Here is an 18,918-nt window from a genome sequence, read left to right on the forward strand (position 1 = left end):
GCCTTAAAATTTAATTCAAAAGTGAATAATCACTGGTTAATTTGAACCATTTACTTATTCACTATTAAACTGAATGTGAGTGATAGTTCGTGGTTTCGGCAGCAATATTAGGGCAGTAAACTAGACACAATTAATCTCATTTGATGGATCGAACCCTTCATAGTGTTTTGTCCAGAGAGAAAATAGTGTGGTTTGATGTATTAGGTTATTGATTTTTATCAGTGAAATTGAAGGTAGGAACCTAGAGGGGGAGATTATTATATTTGAGCAATTTTTTGCAGAAATATCCCTTAAGAGATATGAAAAGAGGTAAGTCGTGAAGCTGCACCCTATTCAGACCGAGTGAAAAGTGAAAAGTGAAAAATGAAGAGTAAAACGGATGAAAAACGGCTTATTGGTTGTGCCCAATAAGCCGTTAAAAGAAAAGTGACTAACAGTTAAATTACTCTGAACTTTGAGGGTAGACAAACTCTGCAAATATGTTGGAGATAATCGCTTTAATTGGCGCAATTTGTTTTGAATGCGGTGCCCAAAGCGCTACAGGGACACTAATATGGTCAAGAGTTTGTTCAGATGTGAACGTGACGACTTTGTCTTTGAAGCTTGGTGATATGGATACTAAGCTAGGCAATAAAGCCCAGCCAACATTCGCTTCGAGTAATCTGAGTATTAATGTCATTTGATCGATCATTTCATGATCTGAAGATAAGATGACTTTGCTTTCCATTTCGTCATCGAGCATCGCTTTGAGTATAAATTGCTTTGATGATTTCATCATAGCCATGGTTTTACTGATAGGTGCCGTAGCTAATGGGTGCTCTTTACCTGTGTATAAATAAAAATCTAAATTCTTTAAAAAGGTAAAGTCGATACTGTTGACCACTTTGCTGTTGTAAACATTGACAATAGCCAGATGAATACTGCCATCTGCAATGCCTTTTTTGATTTCTGGTTTAGTGCGCACTACAAAGTGCACTTTCATATTGGGAAACTCTTCCAATAGCTTAATACGAATGTCGGTTAAGATCCCAGGAGACATGAAGCTGCCATAAGCGATAGTAATAGATTCAAGCCCACCAAAAGATAAACTGAGCGCCACTTTATCGAAAGTGAGTGCTTGCTGCACTGTCGTTTTAGCGTAACTGTATAGCAGCTCACCATCCTCAGTTGCTTCGACACTGCGACCGACGCGATTAAACAGTTCAACTGCGACTTGATCTTCTAAGTTAGTAATCACTTGCCCAATGGTTGTACGGTGCTTATCTAACTTAACTGCAGCTTTACTAAATGAGCGCTGTTCATAAACCGCAACGAATGCGCGTAATTGCTCTAAGCTAAAATTCATTGAGTATAGGCTCCATTTATCATTATGTCTGGCTAAGTGACTCGGCGCGCGATGTCATTTGATATTGTTTGAGAAAATTATCTTCAAAAGTCAGTGTAATTAAACCCTGTATCAATTGAAACAGTAAGTAATTGTATTCAGTTGCTTATGTGTATTTCTTTACTTTTGTTATTCATTGTCATTATTAGTTTTAACAAACCTACTCCAAATGCGTCTGTTTGAGCGACGCTAAGCTCATTGAATATGAGTCAGTCACATTACATTGTTAAAGATAGTCTTTATTTAGCCATTGGTACAAGAGTCAGTCTTGGGAATAATTTTGACGGGTCTCATCCTCTTTAAGCGATTCAGTTAAACAATAATCAATCGATACAATAGTCGTCATTAGCAGCATTGCTTATCTAGAGATGCTGCTCCCTTTTTAGTTATAACTCGATTGGTGACACAAATGCCTCATGAATTTGCGATTGGAGAAGTGTACTTTCCACCATTGTTAATTGTTGTAATGCTAGCTTATTTTCTTACCGTTGCGGTTACATTTGTTGCTGGCAAACTCGGTTGGCAGCGTGTGATAGCGTTGCCAGCATTAGTTGAGCTTTGCATGGTGGTGATATTTACCGTGTTATTAAGTCGATTTATCGCTTTTACCTAACTCATCAGATTTTGGAGCTTGTTATGTTTCGTATAATTACCACACTGGTGATGGTTGTAATTGCTGCAGTCGCAGTATTAAGCCAGTATCAAAACTACGCTGAAAACCCTTGGACCCGTGATGGCCAAGTGAGAGCGCACATAATTCAAATAACCCCAAGAGTGACGGGTCCCGTGACGCAAGTGCTGGTGGACGATAATAGTCGCGTTAAAAAAGGTCAATTGCTGTTTGAAATAGACCCAAGTATTTACCAAGCAGAGTTAAGTAATGCTAAAGCAAAGCAGATGCAGGCGAGCGCATTATTAGATAAAGCTAAAAATGAAAATCATCGCGCAATGGCACTTGAAAACCGTAAGCACGGTACTGTATCTGAGCTTGATTTGAATAACTTTCAAAATGCAGTTCAAACCGCTAAAGCCAACCTCGCAGCAGCTGATGCTGTGGTTGAACAAGCCGAATTAAACGTTGCTTACACTCATATTACTGCACCGACAGACGGCTTTATTACCAACTTGAACCTTAGACAAGGCGCTCAGGTTGTTGCTAATAACCCCGTGGTTGCCTTGATTGATGAGAATAGTTTTTGGATTGAAGGTTTCTTTAAAGAAACTGATTTACAAGGGGTGAATATGGGGGATGAAGCTCGCGTGACGTTAATGATGAACCCAGATAGCCCGATTGAAGCGAAAGTTGAAAGCATTGGCTATGGTATTGCTAAATCAGATGGCAGCACAGGTAATACCTTATTACCTAATGTTAATCCTAACTTTCAATGGATCCGATTAGCACAGCGTATTCCCGTTAAGATCCATATTGAACATGTGCCTGAAAACGTGCAACTGCGTGTAGGTACCACTGCTTCAGTGAAAATATTTAGCGGTGTTTAACTCGATACAGCTGTGATAATTAAGGTGCGAATAGGGGATTAATATGTTGGGTATTGCAACGAAAGAAGCCATCAAAGTTGCCCTCGCTTTTACCAGTGCCATTGTATTGGCATTGTTATTTGGCTGGGAAAAGCCCTATTGGGCAGCCATTACTGTTGTAACGCTGGCGGCAAATGAATCATATAGCCATTCGATTCAAACTGCACAAAACCGTATTATGGGCACGTTAGTCGGTGCCAGTCTTGCTATCGGGATGATTGCCTTTTTGGCCCAAGAGCGAATGCTATTCATTGGGACATTTATATTGCTTGCAGGCATTTGTACTTTAATGTCCTATGATCGCAAACATGGCTATTTTTTCAGAATTACGTTTATTGTATGTACTTTAATATGTTTCATGGGCAGCTTTGACGATATCACTTCGGTCAATATGATATTTCTGCGCCTCCAAGAAACATTGTTAGGCGTCACTGTATTTAGTCTTGTATTTCGATTTGTCTGGCCGATTAATTCTGAAGTCAATTTTTATACACAACATAAAAGCATCACAGCGCAATTAACTGAATTAGTTGCAGAGCTAACAGAATGCTTAAATGGCAAAAAAGAGGTGAGTATAGATGGGCTTTTAGCACATCAGGCTAACTTAGCTAAGATGACCGAAAGCATCAAATCCCAAAGTTTAATTTTAGATTTGCCCAGTGCAGGGAGTTACCAATTATCGCATCAACGTAAACAGTGGAAGTTATTGACCATAGCGAGTTACGAAACGATTGAGCGTTTAACTCAATGGCTTGAGCAAGCAAAGTCTATCGTCGACAACACTGAGGCTGATCCTGAAGCGATTAAAGTGTCATTATTGCAAGCCGTTTCTAGTGAAGATAGCCTTATTCAACTGAACGATCAGTTGATGCAGATTGAATCAATGCTGACGCGTATTCAGGTTGCTAAAGATTATTTGCTGAGCACCTCAACACGTATTGATAAAAACAGTAGAAACTTTACTGATATTAAAGTGACTTTGACATGGAAGGAGCTAGTGAAGCAGTGGGATAACGCTATTCCTTTGCCGCAGCGTTTTAAAGATAGCTTAATTGTCATGGCGTCGTTAGCGACCAGTTTTGCTTTGTGGATATACACGCCGTTACCTAATGGCTATATGTTCCCTATGTTGTCTGCGGTAATGGCTATTAATTTAATTGCATTACCAAAATTTATTGTGAATGAAGCTTTGGTCGGTATCTGTATTTTTGGCACTTTAGTGACATTACAATACGTATTTTTAATGCCTTCTTTTACTGAAGTTTGGCAATTAGCTATGTTCTATTTTATCAATGTCGTAGTGATTTGGCGGCTTTGTGCAGCGCCTCAATTAGCTTTGCAAAAAGTGGTTGGAGCTAATTTACTGGTAGTGCTAACCATGAGTGCACTGCACCTCACACCGAGTTTTGATATTACGGCGTCATTAAATATGTTAGTTGAAGTGTTCATGGCGATAGCAGTAATCCGCTTTTTTGTGGGCGTATTTAAAGAGGGTTAGGCTGTCAGAACAATAATTTTGCAATGCTTGACTCAACTGAGATCAAGCTTGTGAATTTTCTGGCGATAACTTCAACAGTTGAATTAATTTTTAATGGCGTAACAAACTCATTCCTTTAACATATGTAACGCCATTCTTGCTGTTTTTTTACACGCTGCGTGTCGATTTAACCTTAAGTGAGTTAACACTTTTAATCCCCATTTAGTCTTGTAGCATGCGATGTAAATTATGTCGTTTAGCAAGTGCATGTCTTTAGATGATGTGCCGCAAGCTGGGGAATTAACAATGCTGACTTATCACCAATCTGTGCGCTTACAAGTTGATAATGTATTGGTCCAATATCATATCTTTGATGCTGATGAGCCTTTAATGGTGACATTTCCCCCAGGTTGTCAGGTGATGTCTCAAGAGCAAGTTGATGAACAAAAATCAGCTTGGAGTTTTCAATTCTTTGCTAAGCAAAAAATGAATGTCATATCCTTTAATCATATCGGTGATGACAATTACTTTGACTCGCTAGCATTCGAACAATTTCTAGTGAAACTCTCGTCAGCAATAGCCGTTTTTTCTAGCCGTATTGGCTACGGTGCCAGTCGAGGTGGATTTGCCACTGCGCTGCATGCGGACAAGTTGAACCTAACTAAAGCATTATTATTGATGCCCTTGAGTACCTATTGGCAAGCTTTAGCACCTTGGGATCCTAAGCTTAAAAATCATAGCCAATCTCAAAAACGCGATATTAGTCATTTAGATGTGAGCCAGTGTAAAACACCGCTAACGATTATCTATGACCCACTATTTTTTCCTGATAGGCAGCATAAGCAGCGTTTTGAAAATTGTGTTGCAAGCTATACTGTGCCAGGCGTCGGCCATAGAATCGTGCGCGCTTTACAGGATTTAGGTTCGTTAAAAAGCACTGTTTTAGAGTTCAGAGTCGGTGAGATAAACGCTGCTCGCTTTTACCAAGCAGCAAGAAAAAGAAGAACCTTGTCTTACTATTTCCGAACTCATCAAAAAGTTTGTTTCAAGAAATCGTCGTTAAAACGTTATTCGATCATTCAACTTCATAAACTATATCTAGTCAGTCAACAAAGCATTAATTTGCAAAAAATGATCGATAGATTGAAAGAAAGCTGCGCTAAAAGACAGAACAGTATTTGCAGTTTTATTCATGGAAAAGACATGATGTTCATTAGAAATACAACAGCTGGTTCTGTACTGGTTTTTTGTTAATTCACCACCTTTCTTGGCAGTTTGAACTTGCAGTTCGTTGCGCTCAATTCTTTGGGATGTCAGTAAATACAAAACGAGCATCTTGCTCGTTTTAGCAAATTAGACTCGCTCTTCTGCAAAGCATCGTTTCTAAATTCTTCTTCGTTTTTCGTTTTTCGTTTTCCTTTTCGTTTTCCTTTGGCTTTCCCTTCATGCCTTTTAGGGGGGATTCATATCTCAGTTAGGTTTCATTTGATTTTATTTTTGGCGTTAAATGGTAACTATATTCGCCAATAATAGGCGATTATTTGTGCTGTTAAAGCGCAGTTATTCATCTGGTTGCCAAACAGAGCTGACTTTGCAAATGGCTTATATTGAAAAGGCTTATGTTGCAAATGGCTTATGTTGAAAATGACAGTTGCGCTCTTGAACAACAATTGATTATCTAACTTTTATTGGAGGTATTATGTCTAAGCTTAATCAGACTTTATTGCTAAAAACTGCAGGTCTTGTATCTACTTTTGCCGTTGCCGCAGTGATGAATTTTACCGTCATTAATACTAGTTATGCTGAGCAGTATGTTTTTCCTCAGCAAAATCAAAGTTCAGAGCTACAGGCTAGTGATGAGGCAAGCTGTAATAGTTGGGCTGAATCGCAAACTGGCTATAACCCAAGTCAGCCACAAACTGTCGCCACAACAACGCAACCGACACAAGCTACACCTGATAGTAGTGACTCTGCTGAAAGAGGCTCTGGCATGCGAGGAGCTATGGCTGGTGCAGCCGCTGGCGCTATGATTGCCGAATTTGGTGATGATGATCGTAGTGACGCAGCGCAAAATGGAGCAGCTATTGGCGCTGTGGCAGCAAGACGTCAAAGTCGCCGCAGTAATATTCAACAAGCTGAACAGCAACAACAAGCGGCTCAGCAGCAAGCTGCGCAACAACAGGCTCAGGTACAAACTGCTAATGCCCAAGGCGAGAAAAACTTTTATCAAGCTCGCGCAGCTTGCCTAGAGGGTAAAGGCTATAGTGTTAATTAGGCTTTTATTAAAAGAGTTTTTTAGGCTAGCAGCAAGGCTTACTCGCTACGACTCTATGCCGTTTCTTTGTAATTCTTGCTCTAATAATTGTCTGCCATTGGTTTGAATATGTTCTAAAAATTGATTAGCTATCAAGGTTTGTCTTTTTGATTTAGACCATACAAAAAACCATTTAGCATTAATGGGTAGCTCTTTAATGGGCAGGCGGATTAAGTCATTTTGCCCCCCATAGGTCAGTGTGTGAGCTGACAAAATTGAAATGCCCAATTTGGCCATCACGCAATGTTTAATGGCTTCATTACTCTCAATGGTCATTTTTACATTTGGGCTAACTTGATGTTGTTTAAAAAAACCTTCAATGGCATGACGGGTTCCCGAGCCTTTTTCTCTAATGAGAAAGGGGGCTTGGCAAAGTTGCTCAAGACTTACTTGTTTATGTTTAGCAAGCGGGTGAGCTTTATGGGCAATAGCCACTAAAGGATTTTGCAGTAGCTCAATACTATCTGAATCACTATCAATGGGTGGGTGACTAAATACATAAAAGTCATCAATCCCTTGCTTGAGCCGATCTATGGTTTGTTCTCGATTGCCCACATTTAGTTGAATATCAATCTCTGGATATTGCTCGCAAAAAGGGCCAAGTAAGTGCGGAATGAAGTACTTTGATGTGGTGACGACCGCAATTCGTAAAGTGCCAGATTTACACTGACGCATTTTACCTAATGACATATCTAATCGAGCAAAACTATCTAGCACTTCTACTGCTGTCTTTACCATTTCTAAGCCAATATCAGTAAACACCAGTTTGCGATTTGTGAACTGGTAAATAGGTTCACCAACAGCCTCTGTCAGTTTCTTCATTTGAATCGATACGGTCGGTTGGGTCAGAAACAAAGCTTTTGCAGCTTCGTTAATTCCGCCTTTATCGTGCACGGCTAACAGTATTTCTAATTGTCTAATGGTACCGATATGTGCGTGTATTCGAGATTCCATAATGCTCCACATAGGTTGCTTATTTGATGAGGCTCTGATGCTGTTCTTTGCTGAGTCTGGTTACATGTATAGATTTTTATCTATTAAGTGTATAGGTAATATCTATTTTTATCTATTTATGTATTTAGGCATAATCCTGCTGCTTCAATAATTTAATCAGACTTGAATAGAGGAATACGCAATGGCATACAGACAACTTATTTTTAATCTAGTCGTTGCATTTTCTATGCTGGTGTTAGGGCTGTTAGTCGCCAAGAGTGATGCAGCAGGGTTAGGGCTTGTTGCAATCGCAACAGGGCTAATACTGCTAAGCGTGTTCTCATTTCGGGTTGAGAAAAGAAAAGCGCAGCGTCTTATGGAGCTCACTCAAGCTGTATCAGTAGGAGATAGCCCATGCAGATAGATGTCAGCATTGGCTTTTTCTTACTGGGTGTCGCTGCCGTTTTAGCTGGCGCTAAGATCGAGTTTCCTAAAAGTTTATACCAAGCCTTAATGCTGTTTTTAATGATTGCTATTGGGCTTAAGGGTGGAGTTGCATTGGCTGAACATGCTTCTTGGGCATTGTTAACACAGTCGATTTATATATTGCTCTTTGGGCTGCTTTTGCCTTTTATTGCTTTTCCAATATTGCATTATATTGGCCTTTTTGAGCGTCATGATGCGGCATCAATAGCAGCGCATTATGGCTCGGTCAGTGTGGGAACATACGCGGTGGCAGTGGCTTATTTAGAGAGCAAAAATATTGCTTATGAAGCCTATATTCCATTGTTTGTTGTGTTGCTAGAAATGCCTGCGATTGTGGTGGGGATTATGCTGGCAAAACCTTCTTCAATAAGCGCGGGTAATGCTACAGACGATGAAGCTAAATGTTCCAGTTCTACTCTTGCTTCACTTAAACTGCCTTCAATTAAGCTGACTTCAATCAACTCGTCTTCATCTAAAAAGTTGCTGCACGAAATGTTTTTTAATCAAGGTATTGTGCTGATGGTTGGAAGCTTGGTTATTGGTTTTTTAGCGGCAGAAAAAACGCAAACTATTGCCCCGTTATTTTTTGATTTATTCAATGGCGTTCTGGCACTGTTTCTATTAGAAATGGGGATGGTTGCAGCAAGTCGATTGAGTGATATTAAACGTGCTGGTAGCTTTATTTTGGCTTTCAGTATGGCGATGCCGTTAATCGGTGGCACGTTAGGTTGTGGTTTGGGTGTGTTGATGGGACTGTCTAGTGGCGGGGTGATACTTATTGCGGTGTTAGGCGCTAGCGCATCATACATTGCTGTTCCTGCGGCAATGCGAGTGGTGTTACCTCATGCAAACCACAGTGTGTCGATTAGTGCATCTTTAGGCATCACCTTTCCGTTTAACGTGATATTGGGTATACCCGTTTATACGGTTATGAGCTTATGGTTTTTAAGCTAACTAGCTTAATCTAAAAGGCTTGCTCTAAGTAGCTTGTTATAAGAAAACTGAACTAGGAACTTGAACTAACAACTTGAGTTAACAGATGAATTATAAGACTTGAACTAAGACGTTTTAGCAAACACAGTAAAGCTTGATTTCTATGCCGCACTAACCGTTTATTAAATTGGATTTACTAGCTGAGGTTTTTACATATCGGCTGCAAAAATCAGCTTTAGTGAGTGGTTTTGAAAACATAAACCCTTGCAAATAATCGCATGATAATTGTTTCAGTAGTTGCTGTTGTGATGGGTTCTCAATCCCTTCGGCGACGACTTTAACGCCAATATTGTGTGCCATGGTGATAATGGCTCTTACCAAGGCGACACTACTTTCATTGCTAGAAATATTGGTGATAAAGGAACGATCAATTTTAATGATATCGATATCCAATTCTTGCAGGTAGGCAAGAGAAGAGTAGCCTACGCCAAAGTCATCAATAGCGACCTTAATACCGTTATTATTGAGCAACTTCAATTGCTGTTTAATCGACGAATCAGGTGTCATCAAGGTATTTTCTGTCACTTCAATTAAGAATGAGCCATGGGGTAATTTGGATTTATTACAGTCTAATATCCACTGATCAATCCAATTACCAGTTTTATCGATTTCAATTGGTGAGGTATTCACGCTAATTTGGATAATCTTGCCACTTATTTGATAAAACTCTTTAGCATCGGCAATGACTTGTTGGCGAACCCAATTACCAATATCAACGATTAAGCCATTTTCTTCTGCAACATGAATAAATTCATTAGGTTCAATCATGCCCCATTTAGGGTGATGCCAGCGGATCAGTGCTTCAACCTTTTTGACTTCACCGCCCTCAATATTAACGATGGGTTGATAGAGTAATTGAAATTGATTTAATTTAATGGCTTGCCTTAACTCTTCTATTAATCGTCTTTTTCCTAGTGCTTGTTCTTCCATGGCAAAAGAGAAAAATTCGTAACGATTGCGGCCTTTATTTTTAGACAAGTACATAGCTTGATCGGCATGTTTAACCACATCTTCAATGGATTTGCCGTCACTTGGATAAAAGGTGAGTCCGATACTACTGGTAATATAAACTTGCTCATTCTTAATTGTGATAGGCTGAATTAAGCTGCTTTTTATCACCTCGGCAATTTCACTGGCGCGGCGCTGATCGCTTATCCCTTCAACAATAAGGGTAAACTCATCGCCACCTAATCGAGCGACAGTATCATGGCTGCGGACACAATTTTTGAGGCGTTTAGCCACTTGCTGCAAAAGCAAGTCGCCATAGTCATGACCTAAGGTATCGTTAATTTCTTTAAAGCCATCAAGGTCAATAAAAACTAACGTGAATATCATATTCTCAGTATCAATTAATGACTGTAATTTCTCATAAAAATAGCGGCGATTTGGCAGAGCTGTTAGCCCATCTTGATAGGCGTATTCGTGTAATTTCTCATTAGCACTTTCAAGCTCCTCAGTACGAAGCTTTACTTGGCTTTCCAGTCGTTTATCACGCTGCTCAATGTTTTCGAGCATGTCGTTAAAGTGAGAGCTTAATTTGCCGACTTCGTCATGGGATAGCTCCTTGGCTCTAAGGCTGTAGTCGTTGGAATCAGAGACTCGTTCTGCGATGGTCGCCAGATGCAAAATCGGCGTTAAAAAACGACGACGTAAAATAAGTGATAATGAAAAGCTGATTCCAAGGGCGAATATCAATAAGATGATAATAAACTGGCCGTAAAATTTAACGCGTGCATTGATATAGCTATCATCTGCCAAAATGAGGATTTGACCGTATTCCAGCCCATCCAAAGCGAGTGGATTAGTGATTTGGGTGACATTCAAACTAGGACTTAAAATACTGTCAGATTGGGCGTGTTCTTGACTGACAAATGCCACGACGTTGTCTTGATTATCAGTGACAGTGACAGAAACAATATCGTCACGTAGCAGTATTGGCTGGATTAACTCTTGAATTGCGTCTTGATCATCAAACAACACCGCAGCAGTAATATTAGGTGCCATCATTTTAGCGACGGTTTTTAGTCCATCAACTTGTTCACGTTTGGCGGTGGTCAGTTCATAGGCACTAAATACAAAAGTGACGGTAATGATAGATGCAAAAGAAACTCCCATTAATATCATGAGTAATTTTTTGCTGATGGTGTTCATTGAAAAGAATTTTTTCATGGCGTCACCTATCCAGTACGCGACCAAGTCGCAATACTTTCGAGCTCATGGTGATGCCGGATTGCTGTAACTGTTTGGGTGATATCTCGAACCTTATTTTACCGCTGGCGATGAAAAAACGAATGTGTCCACCTGCTTCAATAAACCCCTGTGACTCACCGACCACCATAGTGTTTACCAAAATAGATGATTGGCTTTGTTTCAAATTGAGCCAGTCTGAAAATGTCTTAGTCGTAATGAAGAGCAATTGGCATTTGTTAACTTGTTCTGTTTCAAGTGTAATTTGCTGCATGATAATAGGCTGATTATCAACGCTTCGATGGTTTAGCACTTTTCTAGCGGTATTGATAAATGCTTCGTCTGAACTACATAGAATAAACTCATTATTTTCAGCGGTATTTTCTTGCCAGTCGCCATAACGGGCAAAGTTATATAAAAAGCCAGCTTTGAGTGCATGCTCTTGTTCAGCAGCAATTACACTTTGGCTACTTAGCGGCAAAAGTGAGAGTAGTAATACATTTAAAAGCTGAATGATATTACGCATCTAAAAATTAGAAATTCGCAGTTACTTTAAACAACACACTTTCATCAATGTAATTTGGGATAGTGTAGGTTTCTTGACGATTTGCATATTCAAGGTGACTTCCTGCAAACAAGTTTTTGCCGGTAACAGATAGCCCCCAGTGTTGGCTTAGTTCCCAGTTCCAAGTTAAATCAAGTAAGGTGTAATTCTCGGTTTGATAAGCATCACTGTTCTCGACTCTTACCGTGGCGAAAATGTTATGACTATCAAATACGTGGACATCTGCTTTGGCAAATATTTGTCGTGTGGTTGAGTCTCGGCCAATGGCTGGGAAGGTGTTCTCAGCAAGATCATAATCAAAAGTATTGTAGCTATAACCTAATTCAGCGTTAAACATTTCGGCTGGCACCCAAGACAAAACAATATCTCCGCCTTGAGTGGTGACATCTGCATTAGAAACAATATCAAATTGAATGGTCGTTTGGGTTAAGGCTTGTGAAGCCAGTTGTATTTGACCTGCTTGGAAAAGAGCTAGGATGGGTAAAAATTGCTCCATGTTTGGATCAATATCAATAACAGCAACGTTTTCTGTGTCTGTATGATAAAGCGATACATCAAGGTTCCATGAATCCTGTGATAAACGATAACCCACTTCATAGGATAATGATGTTTCGGCCTCGACCTGATCATTGCCATTTAAATAGGTCTTTATGTGGTAATCATCTATCGACTCAATGCCTGTAGCAAAAGGTAGTACTTCGCTAACTTTTTGACCATTAATGGCATAGTTATCATTAAATTCAATGAGTGAGGGGATACGAACACTTTGGGATACAGAGGACCATAGCACTTGATTTTCTTCGGGTTTCCATAACAGCCTTGCGAGAGGTTGATACTCCCAATCCGTTAAGTCGTTATGCTCAACTCTAGTGCCAAGAATAAAATCAACTTGTTCCGGAATGAGCGCAAACTGTGCCTGAACAAAGCCGCCGTATTGCTGTAAATTATCGAAGTGTTTATCACTGTGGAGAAATAAACTGTCTTCAAATGAAATTGTGCTATAGCGGTAATTTAATCCCCAATCCAGTTGTAAAGCTTGATAAATAAAGTTCATCTGATAATCAATGTCAAATGACTCAAATTCTTCTTGGAGGTAGGTTTGCGAGCCAGATTGATTCAACCATGAAGCTTGGAACATCTGATTTGCTGAGTCTGAGATTCTATTTTCAAGGCGAGCCATTAACCGTGAGTCTGTGCGTTCTAGCTCATCGGAAAAGGTCACATTTTGATTAGTATCATCGACAACGCCGCGATAGTTTTGTCCAAGTGTAGACTCTGTCATGTCCCCTTGAATAAACCCCGACCAATCATCATTGTGCGAAAAGTCTAATCGACCACCAAAAGAGTATTGTTCTGTGGTGTCATTAGGCTCAACAGTCAGGCCTTTTTTAGATGCATTGCCATCTTTTACATGGCCGTAAACTCGGTAGCTTCCATTACTACCTATATCATCACCATAGCGAATGTTAGCATCAATATTAACTTGGCTACCGCTAGCTGCATCAACAAACAGGCCGCGAGTATCAATGCTGTTTTTGGTAATAATATTGATGACGCCATTATTGGCATTGCTGCTCCAAAGCTGTCCACCTTGGCCGCGAATGACTTCTATTCGTTCAATGTCATAGAGTGGAACGTTGAGTGTTTCCCAATACACAGCTGAAAACTGCGGGGTATAAAGACTTTGGCCATCAATCATGACCAACATTTTACTGGAAAACCTTGAAGCGACCCCGCGAGCTGAAATAGCCCACTGGTTGTTATCAAGTTGGCGAACCACGAGTCCTGGCACCATTTTTAATGCTTCTGGGACCGAGGATGCACCAGAATGTATGATCCTTTCTTTAGTTAAAACATAAATGGAAGTTGCGGTATCGAAGGCTGATTGAGAACGTTTCATTGCAGACGTGACTTGGACATCCATTGCCATTAATAACTCTAAATCTAAATCTTCCAGTGAATCGACAGCCTGAGCTATAGGAGATATAACCATTAAGGGGATTAATAAGTTAAAGTGTCTTTTCAAAGTTTACTCTCCGACAGTGTGCATATGCACTGTTATTCGCAATGTGCCTTTGTCGCGCTACTACAATTTATCTTATCATGTTAAATAATTGTTGAGTGCTTTTGTGTGATTGTATTATTACCTTTTGCGATATAGATCCTTTAAGTGGCATGAAGCTGGTATTAATCAATTTATTACTGAATGCTGAGATGAGCTTTTAAGTGAGAGAATAAGAAAACCACTTTTCACTTAATGAGGATCATTAATCGCTCAGTTATTTATTAGCGATTTATTGGCCTTCATATACTGGCCTTTCATTTACAGGCAATTCACTTACCGACCATTCAATTATCAGCCATTCAATTATCAGCCATTCATTTATGGACCATTCATTTATGGATCATGTATAGGTAAATACTCATGAGTTGAGTGCTCACAAATTCCTATTTAGCTTGAGGTCCTTTAGCTATAATTTACTTAATATAAATAAGTGTATACCAAACATTAGCATTATGCTTTTTGGTTTAAATCTAGGAAAAAGCTAGGGTTGCTAGCTTTGAATAATAACTAGTCGTTGAGCAACTGTGGCAAATACAAAAAGTGACCTATGCCGGAGAGGATAGGTCACTTCTATATACTTAGTATGCGTAACCAGTATGTTTATTACTTAAACTGTAAAAGGTCGCTTGGACATAGTCATCTGCGTCACCCGTGTTGTTTTGGTTATAAACACCGGCTTTAAAGTACATATATTGGTCGCCTGCATCATAAGAGCTACCACTCATATCCACTTCTTCAACTACATCAGCTTTACCTTCACGCATGATAGTCACAGTTAAGGTATTTCCCACTACTTTAACTTGGTAACTGAACTTCTCATCAAGGCTGATGCCATCAGCAGGATCTGAAGCTGAGCTGCTGCGAGATCCAATCATCTCGTAATATTGTTCAGAACCAGTAATAGGCTCATGGGCAATATAGATTGAACCTTTGCTATTTGATGGTAGTTTGCGGTAATACAGACGTAGCGGCTCATCATCGTTAGCATGAATTTGGCCGACAATCACACGTCCTACTTGGCTACTGTCACCTGTGGTCGTCACATAGTTAACGGCAAGCGTTGCTTCTAAAACGCCATCAACGCCGCCTGCTGCATTTTGATCTGACGAAGGTGCGCTGCCAAATACCCAGTTGTTGCCACCGACACCTTGAGTGCTATAACTGGTATCTCCACGGCGCAACATTTCACGTAACTCAGTACGGGCGTAGCTGGTGTTAGTTGAGGTTTTTGGTGCATCAATTGGACATCTAAATACCATGCCTCCATCTGCAGCAGTATAAAAATACGGAGTACGACTATAACCACTGGATAATTCGATTTCTTTAATGGTGTCAGATTTACCATCACTATTTTCATCAACTGGGACACCTAAGGTCCAGTCCACTAATTCAAAGTTTCCAGAAGGGGGTAAATCAGGATCTAAGTTACCGACAGGATTACTGGGTTCGGTTGGGTCAGTAGGTTCTGTAGGATCAGTGGGTGCAGAACCATCTGAACAACCATTAATTTTAGTTTCAATAATACTATTCCAAGTATTAGATGAATTACCGTAACCGGTTATTCTCACTAACTGAGCACTGGTATCCGTGACATCGTATTCTTCTAGTCCAGCATTACTGCCACTTGATTGACCTGAAGATAAGACTGATGACCAACTGCTACCATCTGCAGAAGTTTCTATATCAAAGTACGATGCGCGCTCATTACCCTTAAACCAAGCAACAGACACAGATTTCACTTCTGACTGTACACCTAAATCATAGGTAATGGTTTTACCTTCTCCGTTAGATGACCAACGAGATTCAGTATCATAGCTGTTATCAATGGTATTGTTGGGTCCGTGGCCATCATTAGTGCCATTATCTGTTGCGGCTACAATGGTTAGGGCGCTACTGCCTGTACAAGTGACTGGTGTAGTCGGCTCTGAAGGTTCAGTTGTATCAGATGATGTTGTAAGTTCGAAAGAGTCAAAACGACCTTCATTACCAAAGTATTCCCCATATATGGTAACGCTAGTCGCTGAGCCACTATTAAACGATACACTGGCCTGTTGCCAGTCGCTGCTACTGATGTTGGTTGATTCGCTCACACCACTTGCTGATACACCAATTTTACCACCACCCTTTACATAGGCTGTTAGGGTGTAATCACTGTTTGAATCGATATTAATTGTTTGTTCAACTCTGCCGTTTGAGCCAGACATTTTTGCTGAGTTGCTGCCTTCAAAGGCCACACCCGAAACTGAAGATGGGTCGGTATCAATCCAGCCATCAAAGCTACTTTCAAAGCCTGAGTTGGTTATGTTGATTGTTGCTGCACTGATATTAGCTGCAGTAAAGCTTGCGGTGAACGCTGTTGCCAGAGTAATGGCAAGTTGAGTCTTGTTATAACGTTTTATCATTATTATACCTTAGGTCGTTTCCCCATAGAGTTAACAACCTATTCAGCAAGATCGACTGCTTTATCTCAGCAGTTTGATCTGATCATTCTATGACAAGTGAATGGCAACTGAATAAGCTGTTGCTGCCTAATACATAAAATGACCTCAGTAATGTAATACACTATTTGAAGCATTAGGTGCTATTGGTTATATGATCGTGTTACCAATTTGTAAAACTAATTTGTATGTAAATATTGTAAATTGGTAATATTATTTTGACGCTAAAGCCTTGATGAGAAAATTAGAACCATTAAGGCTCTGTATTTATTAAAATATATATGTCGTCAAAATTTAGTTGAACAACGGATTAATTCTTATACTTTTTTAATCTATCTATATAAGTATTAGCTACAATAAATGGCTAAACTGAAATATGTCGATTATATATAAATTGGTAAGGTAGATTGTGTTCGGTCGCTTTCATGTATCGATGATTTCTTGCAAGATAATCTTTATGCGAGCAGTTCAGGTATCAAAGATTTGATAGAGATTAGAAGTCACTTAGCCAACTCTTATTCAGCCATGGGCAATTATTTCTTGGTTCACTCGATGGGGCGCTGTGTGAAGTAGGGCTGTGTGAAGTAGGGCTGTGCGAAGGAGAACGGTGTAAAGTAGGGCAGTGCCAAGGAGAACTGTAAAAGATTAGTGATATTTACACTCTTTAAGGTATGAGCTTACTCTCATTTTTGAACATCTATTAACAGGGTTATAAATTTGTATCTTGGTGACAAAACTTACTGTTTTGAAAGTATTTTGTATTAACATCTCTGGTTGTATTTCTAGCTGAATATTAAAGCAAGTTATTAAAACAACTAACAAAAGCAATCAACCTAGTGTTTATCTCTGCTATTTGCTCAGAGTTTAAAATAAAACGTTTTTTGATAGTTTACACTTATCTAACATCCCGCCTGCACTAGGGGGTTGCGGCTGACAACCCCTACTTTGGTATAACACAGTGACACTTGACCAATGCTACATAGTGGCTGACACTCAAGGCTATTCTAATACCCTATAAAGTTATGGATGGCACAATAACATGCTTATTTTCTTCATTTGTATTGCGTTGTTGATCCTCGCTTACAAGTTTTACAGTCCTTTTGTAGAGCGCCAAGCGGGCATTGACCCCAACATAAAAACACCCCAAAAGCGTTTTGAAGATGGGGTCGACTATGTCGAAGTCCATCCCGTTAAAGCGTACCTTATCCAATTTCTAAACGTCGCTGGTGTCGGTCCCATTTTTGGTCCTATCTTAGGTGCCTTATATGGTCCTATCGCCTTAGTATGGATTGTACTGGGTAATATTATCGGTGGTGCTGTACACGATTATTTCTCCGGTGTATTGAGTATCAAAAATGACGGTAAAAGCTTGCCGGAAATAGCTGGGAAATACTTTAATATTTACTTTAAAGGTGTGATGCTGGTTTTCACCGCGATGCTACTGTTCTTCGTTGGTGTCGTATTCATTATGAGCCCAGCAGGATTATTGAGTAATCTTGATTACTTCGAAGGCACTATTCTTGCCAATAATGTGTTTTGGGTTGTTTTAATTTTAGGTTACTACTTCTTAGCAACTTTATTGCCTATCGATAAAATTATTACCAAGCTTTATCCATTATTTGGTTTGTTGATGATTGTGATGACAACTTCAATTGCAGTGGCATTATTAATTAGTGCTCCTCAATTGCCTGAAATGGGTGATATTTTTGCTTACTTCGACCATAGCCATTACAACAATGATTTACTTGAGCCTAATCCAGATGGATTACCAGTTTGGCCATTACTATTTGTGACCATTACCTGTGGTGCAATCAGTGGATTCCACTCTACCCAAGCACCTATCATGGCTCGTTGTTTAACTAACGAGAAATATGTTCGCCCTGTTTACTATGGCGCAATGATGTCTGAAGGTATCGTAGCGTGTGTATGGGCATTAGCGGGTATTGCAGCCTTCCCAGGTGGCTATGTCGAGCTTAAGAGTATTCTTGATGCTGGTGGACCAGGATTAGTTGTTAACCAAGTGGCTAGTACTTATCTTGGTGTCGCGGGTGGTGTTATGGCGATTATTGCAGTGGCAATTTTCCCGATTACTTCAGGTGACACAGCTTTCCGTTCACTGCGCTTAACCATCATTGATGCGTTTAGTATTCCTCAGAATATGCGCAACCGTCTGTTAGTGGCAATCCCGATTTTAATCATTGCTTACTTCATGACTAAGATTGATTTCTCACTGATCTGGCGCTACTTTGCCTTCTCAAATATGCTGCTTTCAACCAGTGTATTGTGGCTAGCGACTAAGTACTTATTTGACCGTGGTGCCTTCCACTGGATTGTAAGCTTACCTGCTATTATCGGTACATGTGTGACAGTGTCTTACATTATGACAGCGGGCATTGGTATTGGCTTACCGCAATCGTTTGGTCAGCCTGTGGGTATTGCAACTGGTATTGTGTGTTTAGTCGGACTTATTATTACCCATAATAAGCGCAAAGCAGTGACTCAATAAGATTTAGCTTTAATCAAAAAGGACTGCAAAT

At 39.9% G+C, this 18,918-nt stretch carries 14 protein-coding genes; 8 read left to right on the forward strand and 6 right to left on the reverse strand.

All coding sequences use genetic code 11. The features are described from left to right. Positions 1-442: 442 nt before the first annotated feature. Complete coding sequence (locus tag FNZ24_RS12175; protein WP_153914756.1) at positions 443-1,345, reverse strand: LysR family transcriptional regulator; 903 nt, start codon at positions 1,343-1,345, stop codon at positions 443-445. A gap of 448 nt (positions 1,346-1,793) precedes the next feature. Between FNZ24_RS12175 and FNZ24_RS12180 the strand changes: the two genes are divergently transcribed. The 5 genes from FNZ24_RS12180 (at position 1,794) to FNZ24_RS12200 (ending at position 6,675) form a co-directional block, all read left to right on the forward strand. Further along, complete coding sequence (locus FNZ24_RS12180; protein ID WP_198589612.1) at positions 1,794-1,997, forward strand: DUF1656 domain-containing protein; 204 nt, start codon at positions 1,794-1,796, stop codon at positions 1,995-1,997. Between the two features lie 23 nt (positions 1,998-2,020). Continuing rightward, positions 2,021-2,884 (forward strand): HlyD family secretion protein, encoded by an 864-nt coding sequence (locus tag FNZ24_RS12185; protein WP_153914757.1) that lies wholly within the window; start codon positions 2,021-2,023, stop codon positions 2,882-2,884. Between the two features lie 43 nt (positions 2,885-2,927). Next, positions 2,928-4,421: an FUSC family protein gene (locus tag FNZ24_RS12190; protein ID WP_153914758.1), complete on the forward strand. Its 1,494-nt coding sequence runs from the start codon at positions 2,928-2,930 to the stop codon at positions 4,419-4,421. Positions 4,422-4,649: 228 nt separating this feature from the next. Beyond that, positions 4,650-5,654 (forward strand): hypothetical protein, encoded by a 1,005-nt coding sequence (locus FNZ24_RS12195; protein WP_153914759.1) that lies wholly within the window; start codon positions 4,650-4,652, stop codon positions 5,652-5,654. A gap of 445 nt (positions 5,655-6,099) precedes the next feature. Next, the gene (locus FNZ24_RS12200) at positions 6,100-6,675 is read left to right on the forward strand and encodes a hypothetical protein (RefSeq protein WP_153914760.1); all 576 of its coding nucleotides are present in this window, start codon (positions 6,100-6,102) and stop codon (positions 6,673-6,675) included. A 45-nt stretch (positions 6,676-6,720) separates the two neighbouring features. Here FNZ24_RS12200 and FNZ24_RS12205 read toward each other — a convergent pair whose 3' ends face one another. Next, positions 6,721-7,668, reverse strand: a complete 948-nt coding sequence (locus FNZ24_RS12205; RefSeq protein ID WP_153914761.1) for a LysR family transcriptional regulator — start codon at positions 7,666-7,668, stop codon at positions 6,721-6,723. Positions 7,669-7,849: 181 nt separating this feature from the next. On the opposite strand from FNZ24_RS12205, the gene FNZ24_RS12210 reads away from it, so the two are divergent. Then, complete coding sequence (locus FNZ24_RS12210) at positions 7,850-8,071, forward strand: hypothetical protein (RefSeq protein WP_153914762.1); 222 nt, start codon at positions 7,850-7,852, stop codon at positions 8,069-8,071. After that, a complete protein-coding gene (locus FNZ24_RS12215; protein WP_153914763.1) occupies positions 8,062-9,087 on the forward strand; it encodes a sodium-dependent bicarbonate transport family permease in 1,026 nt (341 codons plus the stop codon). The genes FNZ24_RS12210 and FNZ24_RS12215 overlap by 10 nt, the downstream gene beginning before the upstream one ends. A 150-nt stretch (positions 9,088-9,237) precedes the next feature. On the opposite strand, the gene FNZ24_RS12220 is transcribed toward FNZ24_RS12215, so the two are convergent. The 4 genes from FNZ24_RS12220 to FNZ24_RS12235 all read right to left on the reverse strand — a co-directional run bounded on the left by FNZ24_RS12220 (position 9,238) and on the right by FNZ24_RS12235 (position 16,345). Then, positions 9,238-11,295, reverse strand: coding sequence for an EAL domain-containing protein (locus FNZ24_RS12220; protein WP_153914764.1), 2,058 nt, complete (start codon positions 11,293-11,295; stop codon positions 9,238-9,240). 4 nt (positions 11,296-11,299) lie between these two features. Next, positions 11,300-11,839 (reverse strand): YfiR family protein, encoded by a 540-nt coding sequence (locus FNZ24_RS12225; RefSeq protein WP_153914765.1) that lies wholly within the window; start codon positions 11,837-11,839, stop codon positions 11,300-11,302. A 7-nt stretch (positions 11,840-11,846) separates the two neighbouring features. Beyond that, positions 11,847-13,904 carry a TonB-dependent receptor plug domain-containing protein gene (locus tag FNZ24_RS12230; RefSeq protein WP_416384835.1) on the reverse strand — a complete coding sequence of 686 codons (2,058 nt, stop codon included), beginning with the start codon at positions 13,902-13,904 and terminating at the stop codon, positions 11,847-11,849. Positions 13,905-14,521: 617 nt separating this feature from the next. Continuing rightward, positions 14,522-16,345 (reverse strand): polysaccharide lyase family 7 protein, encoded by a 1,824-nt coding sequence (locus tag FNZ24_RS12235; RefSeq protein ID WP_153914766.1) that lies wholly within the window; start codon positions 16,343-16,345, stop codon positions 14,522-14,524. 1,075 nt (positions 16,346-17,420) lie between these two features. Between FNZ24_RS12235 and FNZ24_RS12240 the strand changes: the two genes are divergently transcribed. Continuing rightward, positions 17,421-18,887 (forward strand): carbon starvation protein A, encoded by a 1,467-nt coding sequence (locus FNZ24_RS12240; RefSeq protein ID WP_153914767.1) that lies wholly within the window; start codon positions 17,421-17,423, stop codon positions 18,885-18,887. The last annotated feature ends 31 nt before the right edge of the window (positions 18,888-18,918 follow it).

Source organism: Shewanella sp. TC10 (genome assembly GCF_009663145.1).
GTDB lineage: Bacteria > Pseudomonadota > Gammaproteobacteria > Enterobacterales > Shewanellaceae > Shewanella.

Bases quoted from the DNA above. Each gene is read 5' to 3' on its own strand.
- FNZ24_RS12175 (WP_153914756.1), bottom strand. From the start codon at position 1,345: ATGAATTTTAGCTTAGAGCAATTACGCGCATTCGTTGCGGTTTATGAA.
- FNZ24_RS12185 (WP_153914757.1), top strand. From the start codon at position 2,021: ATGTTTCGTATAATTACCACACTGGTGATGGTTGTAATTGCTGCAGTC.
- FNZ24_RS12220 (WP_153914764.1), bottom strand. From the start codon at position 11,295: ATGAAAAAATTCTTTTCAATGAACACCATCAGCAAAAAATTACTCATG.
- FNZ24_RS12190 (WP_153914758.1), top strand. From the start codon at position 2,928: ATGTTGGGTATTGCAACGAAAGAAGCCATCAAAGTTGCCCTCGCTTTT.
- FNZ24_RS12200 (WP_153914760.1), top strand. From the start codon at position 6,100: ATGTCTAAGCTTAATCAGACTTTATTGCTAAAAACTGCAGGTCTTGTA.
- FNZ24_RS12235 (WP_153914766.1), bottom strand. From the start codon at position 16,345: ATGATAAAACGTTATAACAAGACTCAACTTGCCATTACTCTGGCAACA.
- FNZ24_RS12210 (WP_153914762.1), top strand. From the start codon at position 7,850: ATGGCATACAGACAACTTATTTTTAATCTAGTCGTTGCATTTTCTATG.
- FNZ24_RS12180 (WP_198589612.1), top strand. From the start codon at position 1,794: ATGCCTCATGAATTTGCGATTGGAGAAGTGTACTTTCCACCATTGTTA.
- FNZ24_RS12240 (WP_153914767.1), top strand. From the start codon at position 17,421: ATGCTTATTTTCTTCATTTGTATTGCGTTGTTGATCCTCGCTTACAAG.
- FNZ24_RS12195 (WP_153914759.1), top strand. From the start codon at position 4,650: ATGTCGTTTAGCAAGTGCATGTCTTTAGATGATGTGCCGCAAGCTGGG.
- FNZ24_RS12215 (WP_153914763.1), top strand. From the start codon at position 8,062: ATGCAGATAGATGTCAGCATTGGCTTTTTCTTACTGGGTGTCGCTGCC.
- FNZ24_RS12225 (WP_153914765.1), bottom strand. From the start codon at position 11,839: ATGCGTAATATCATTCAGCTTTTAAATGTATTACTACTCTCACTTTTG.
- FNZ24_RS12205 (WP_153914761.1), bottom strand. From the start codon at position 7,668: ATGGAATCTCGAATACACGCACATATCGGTACCATTAGACAATTAGAA.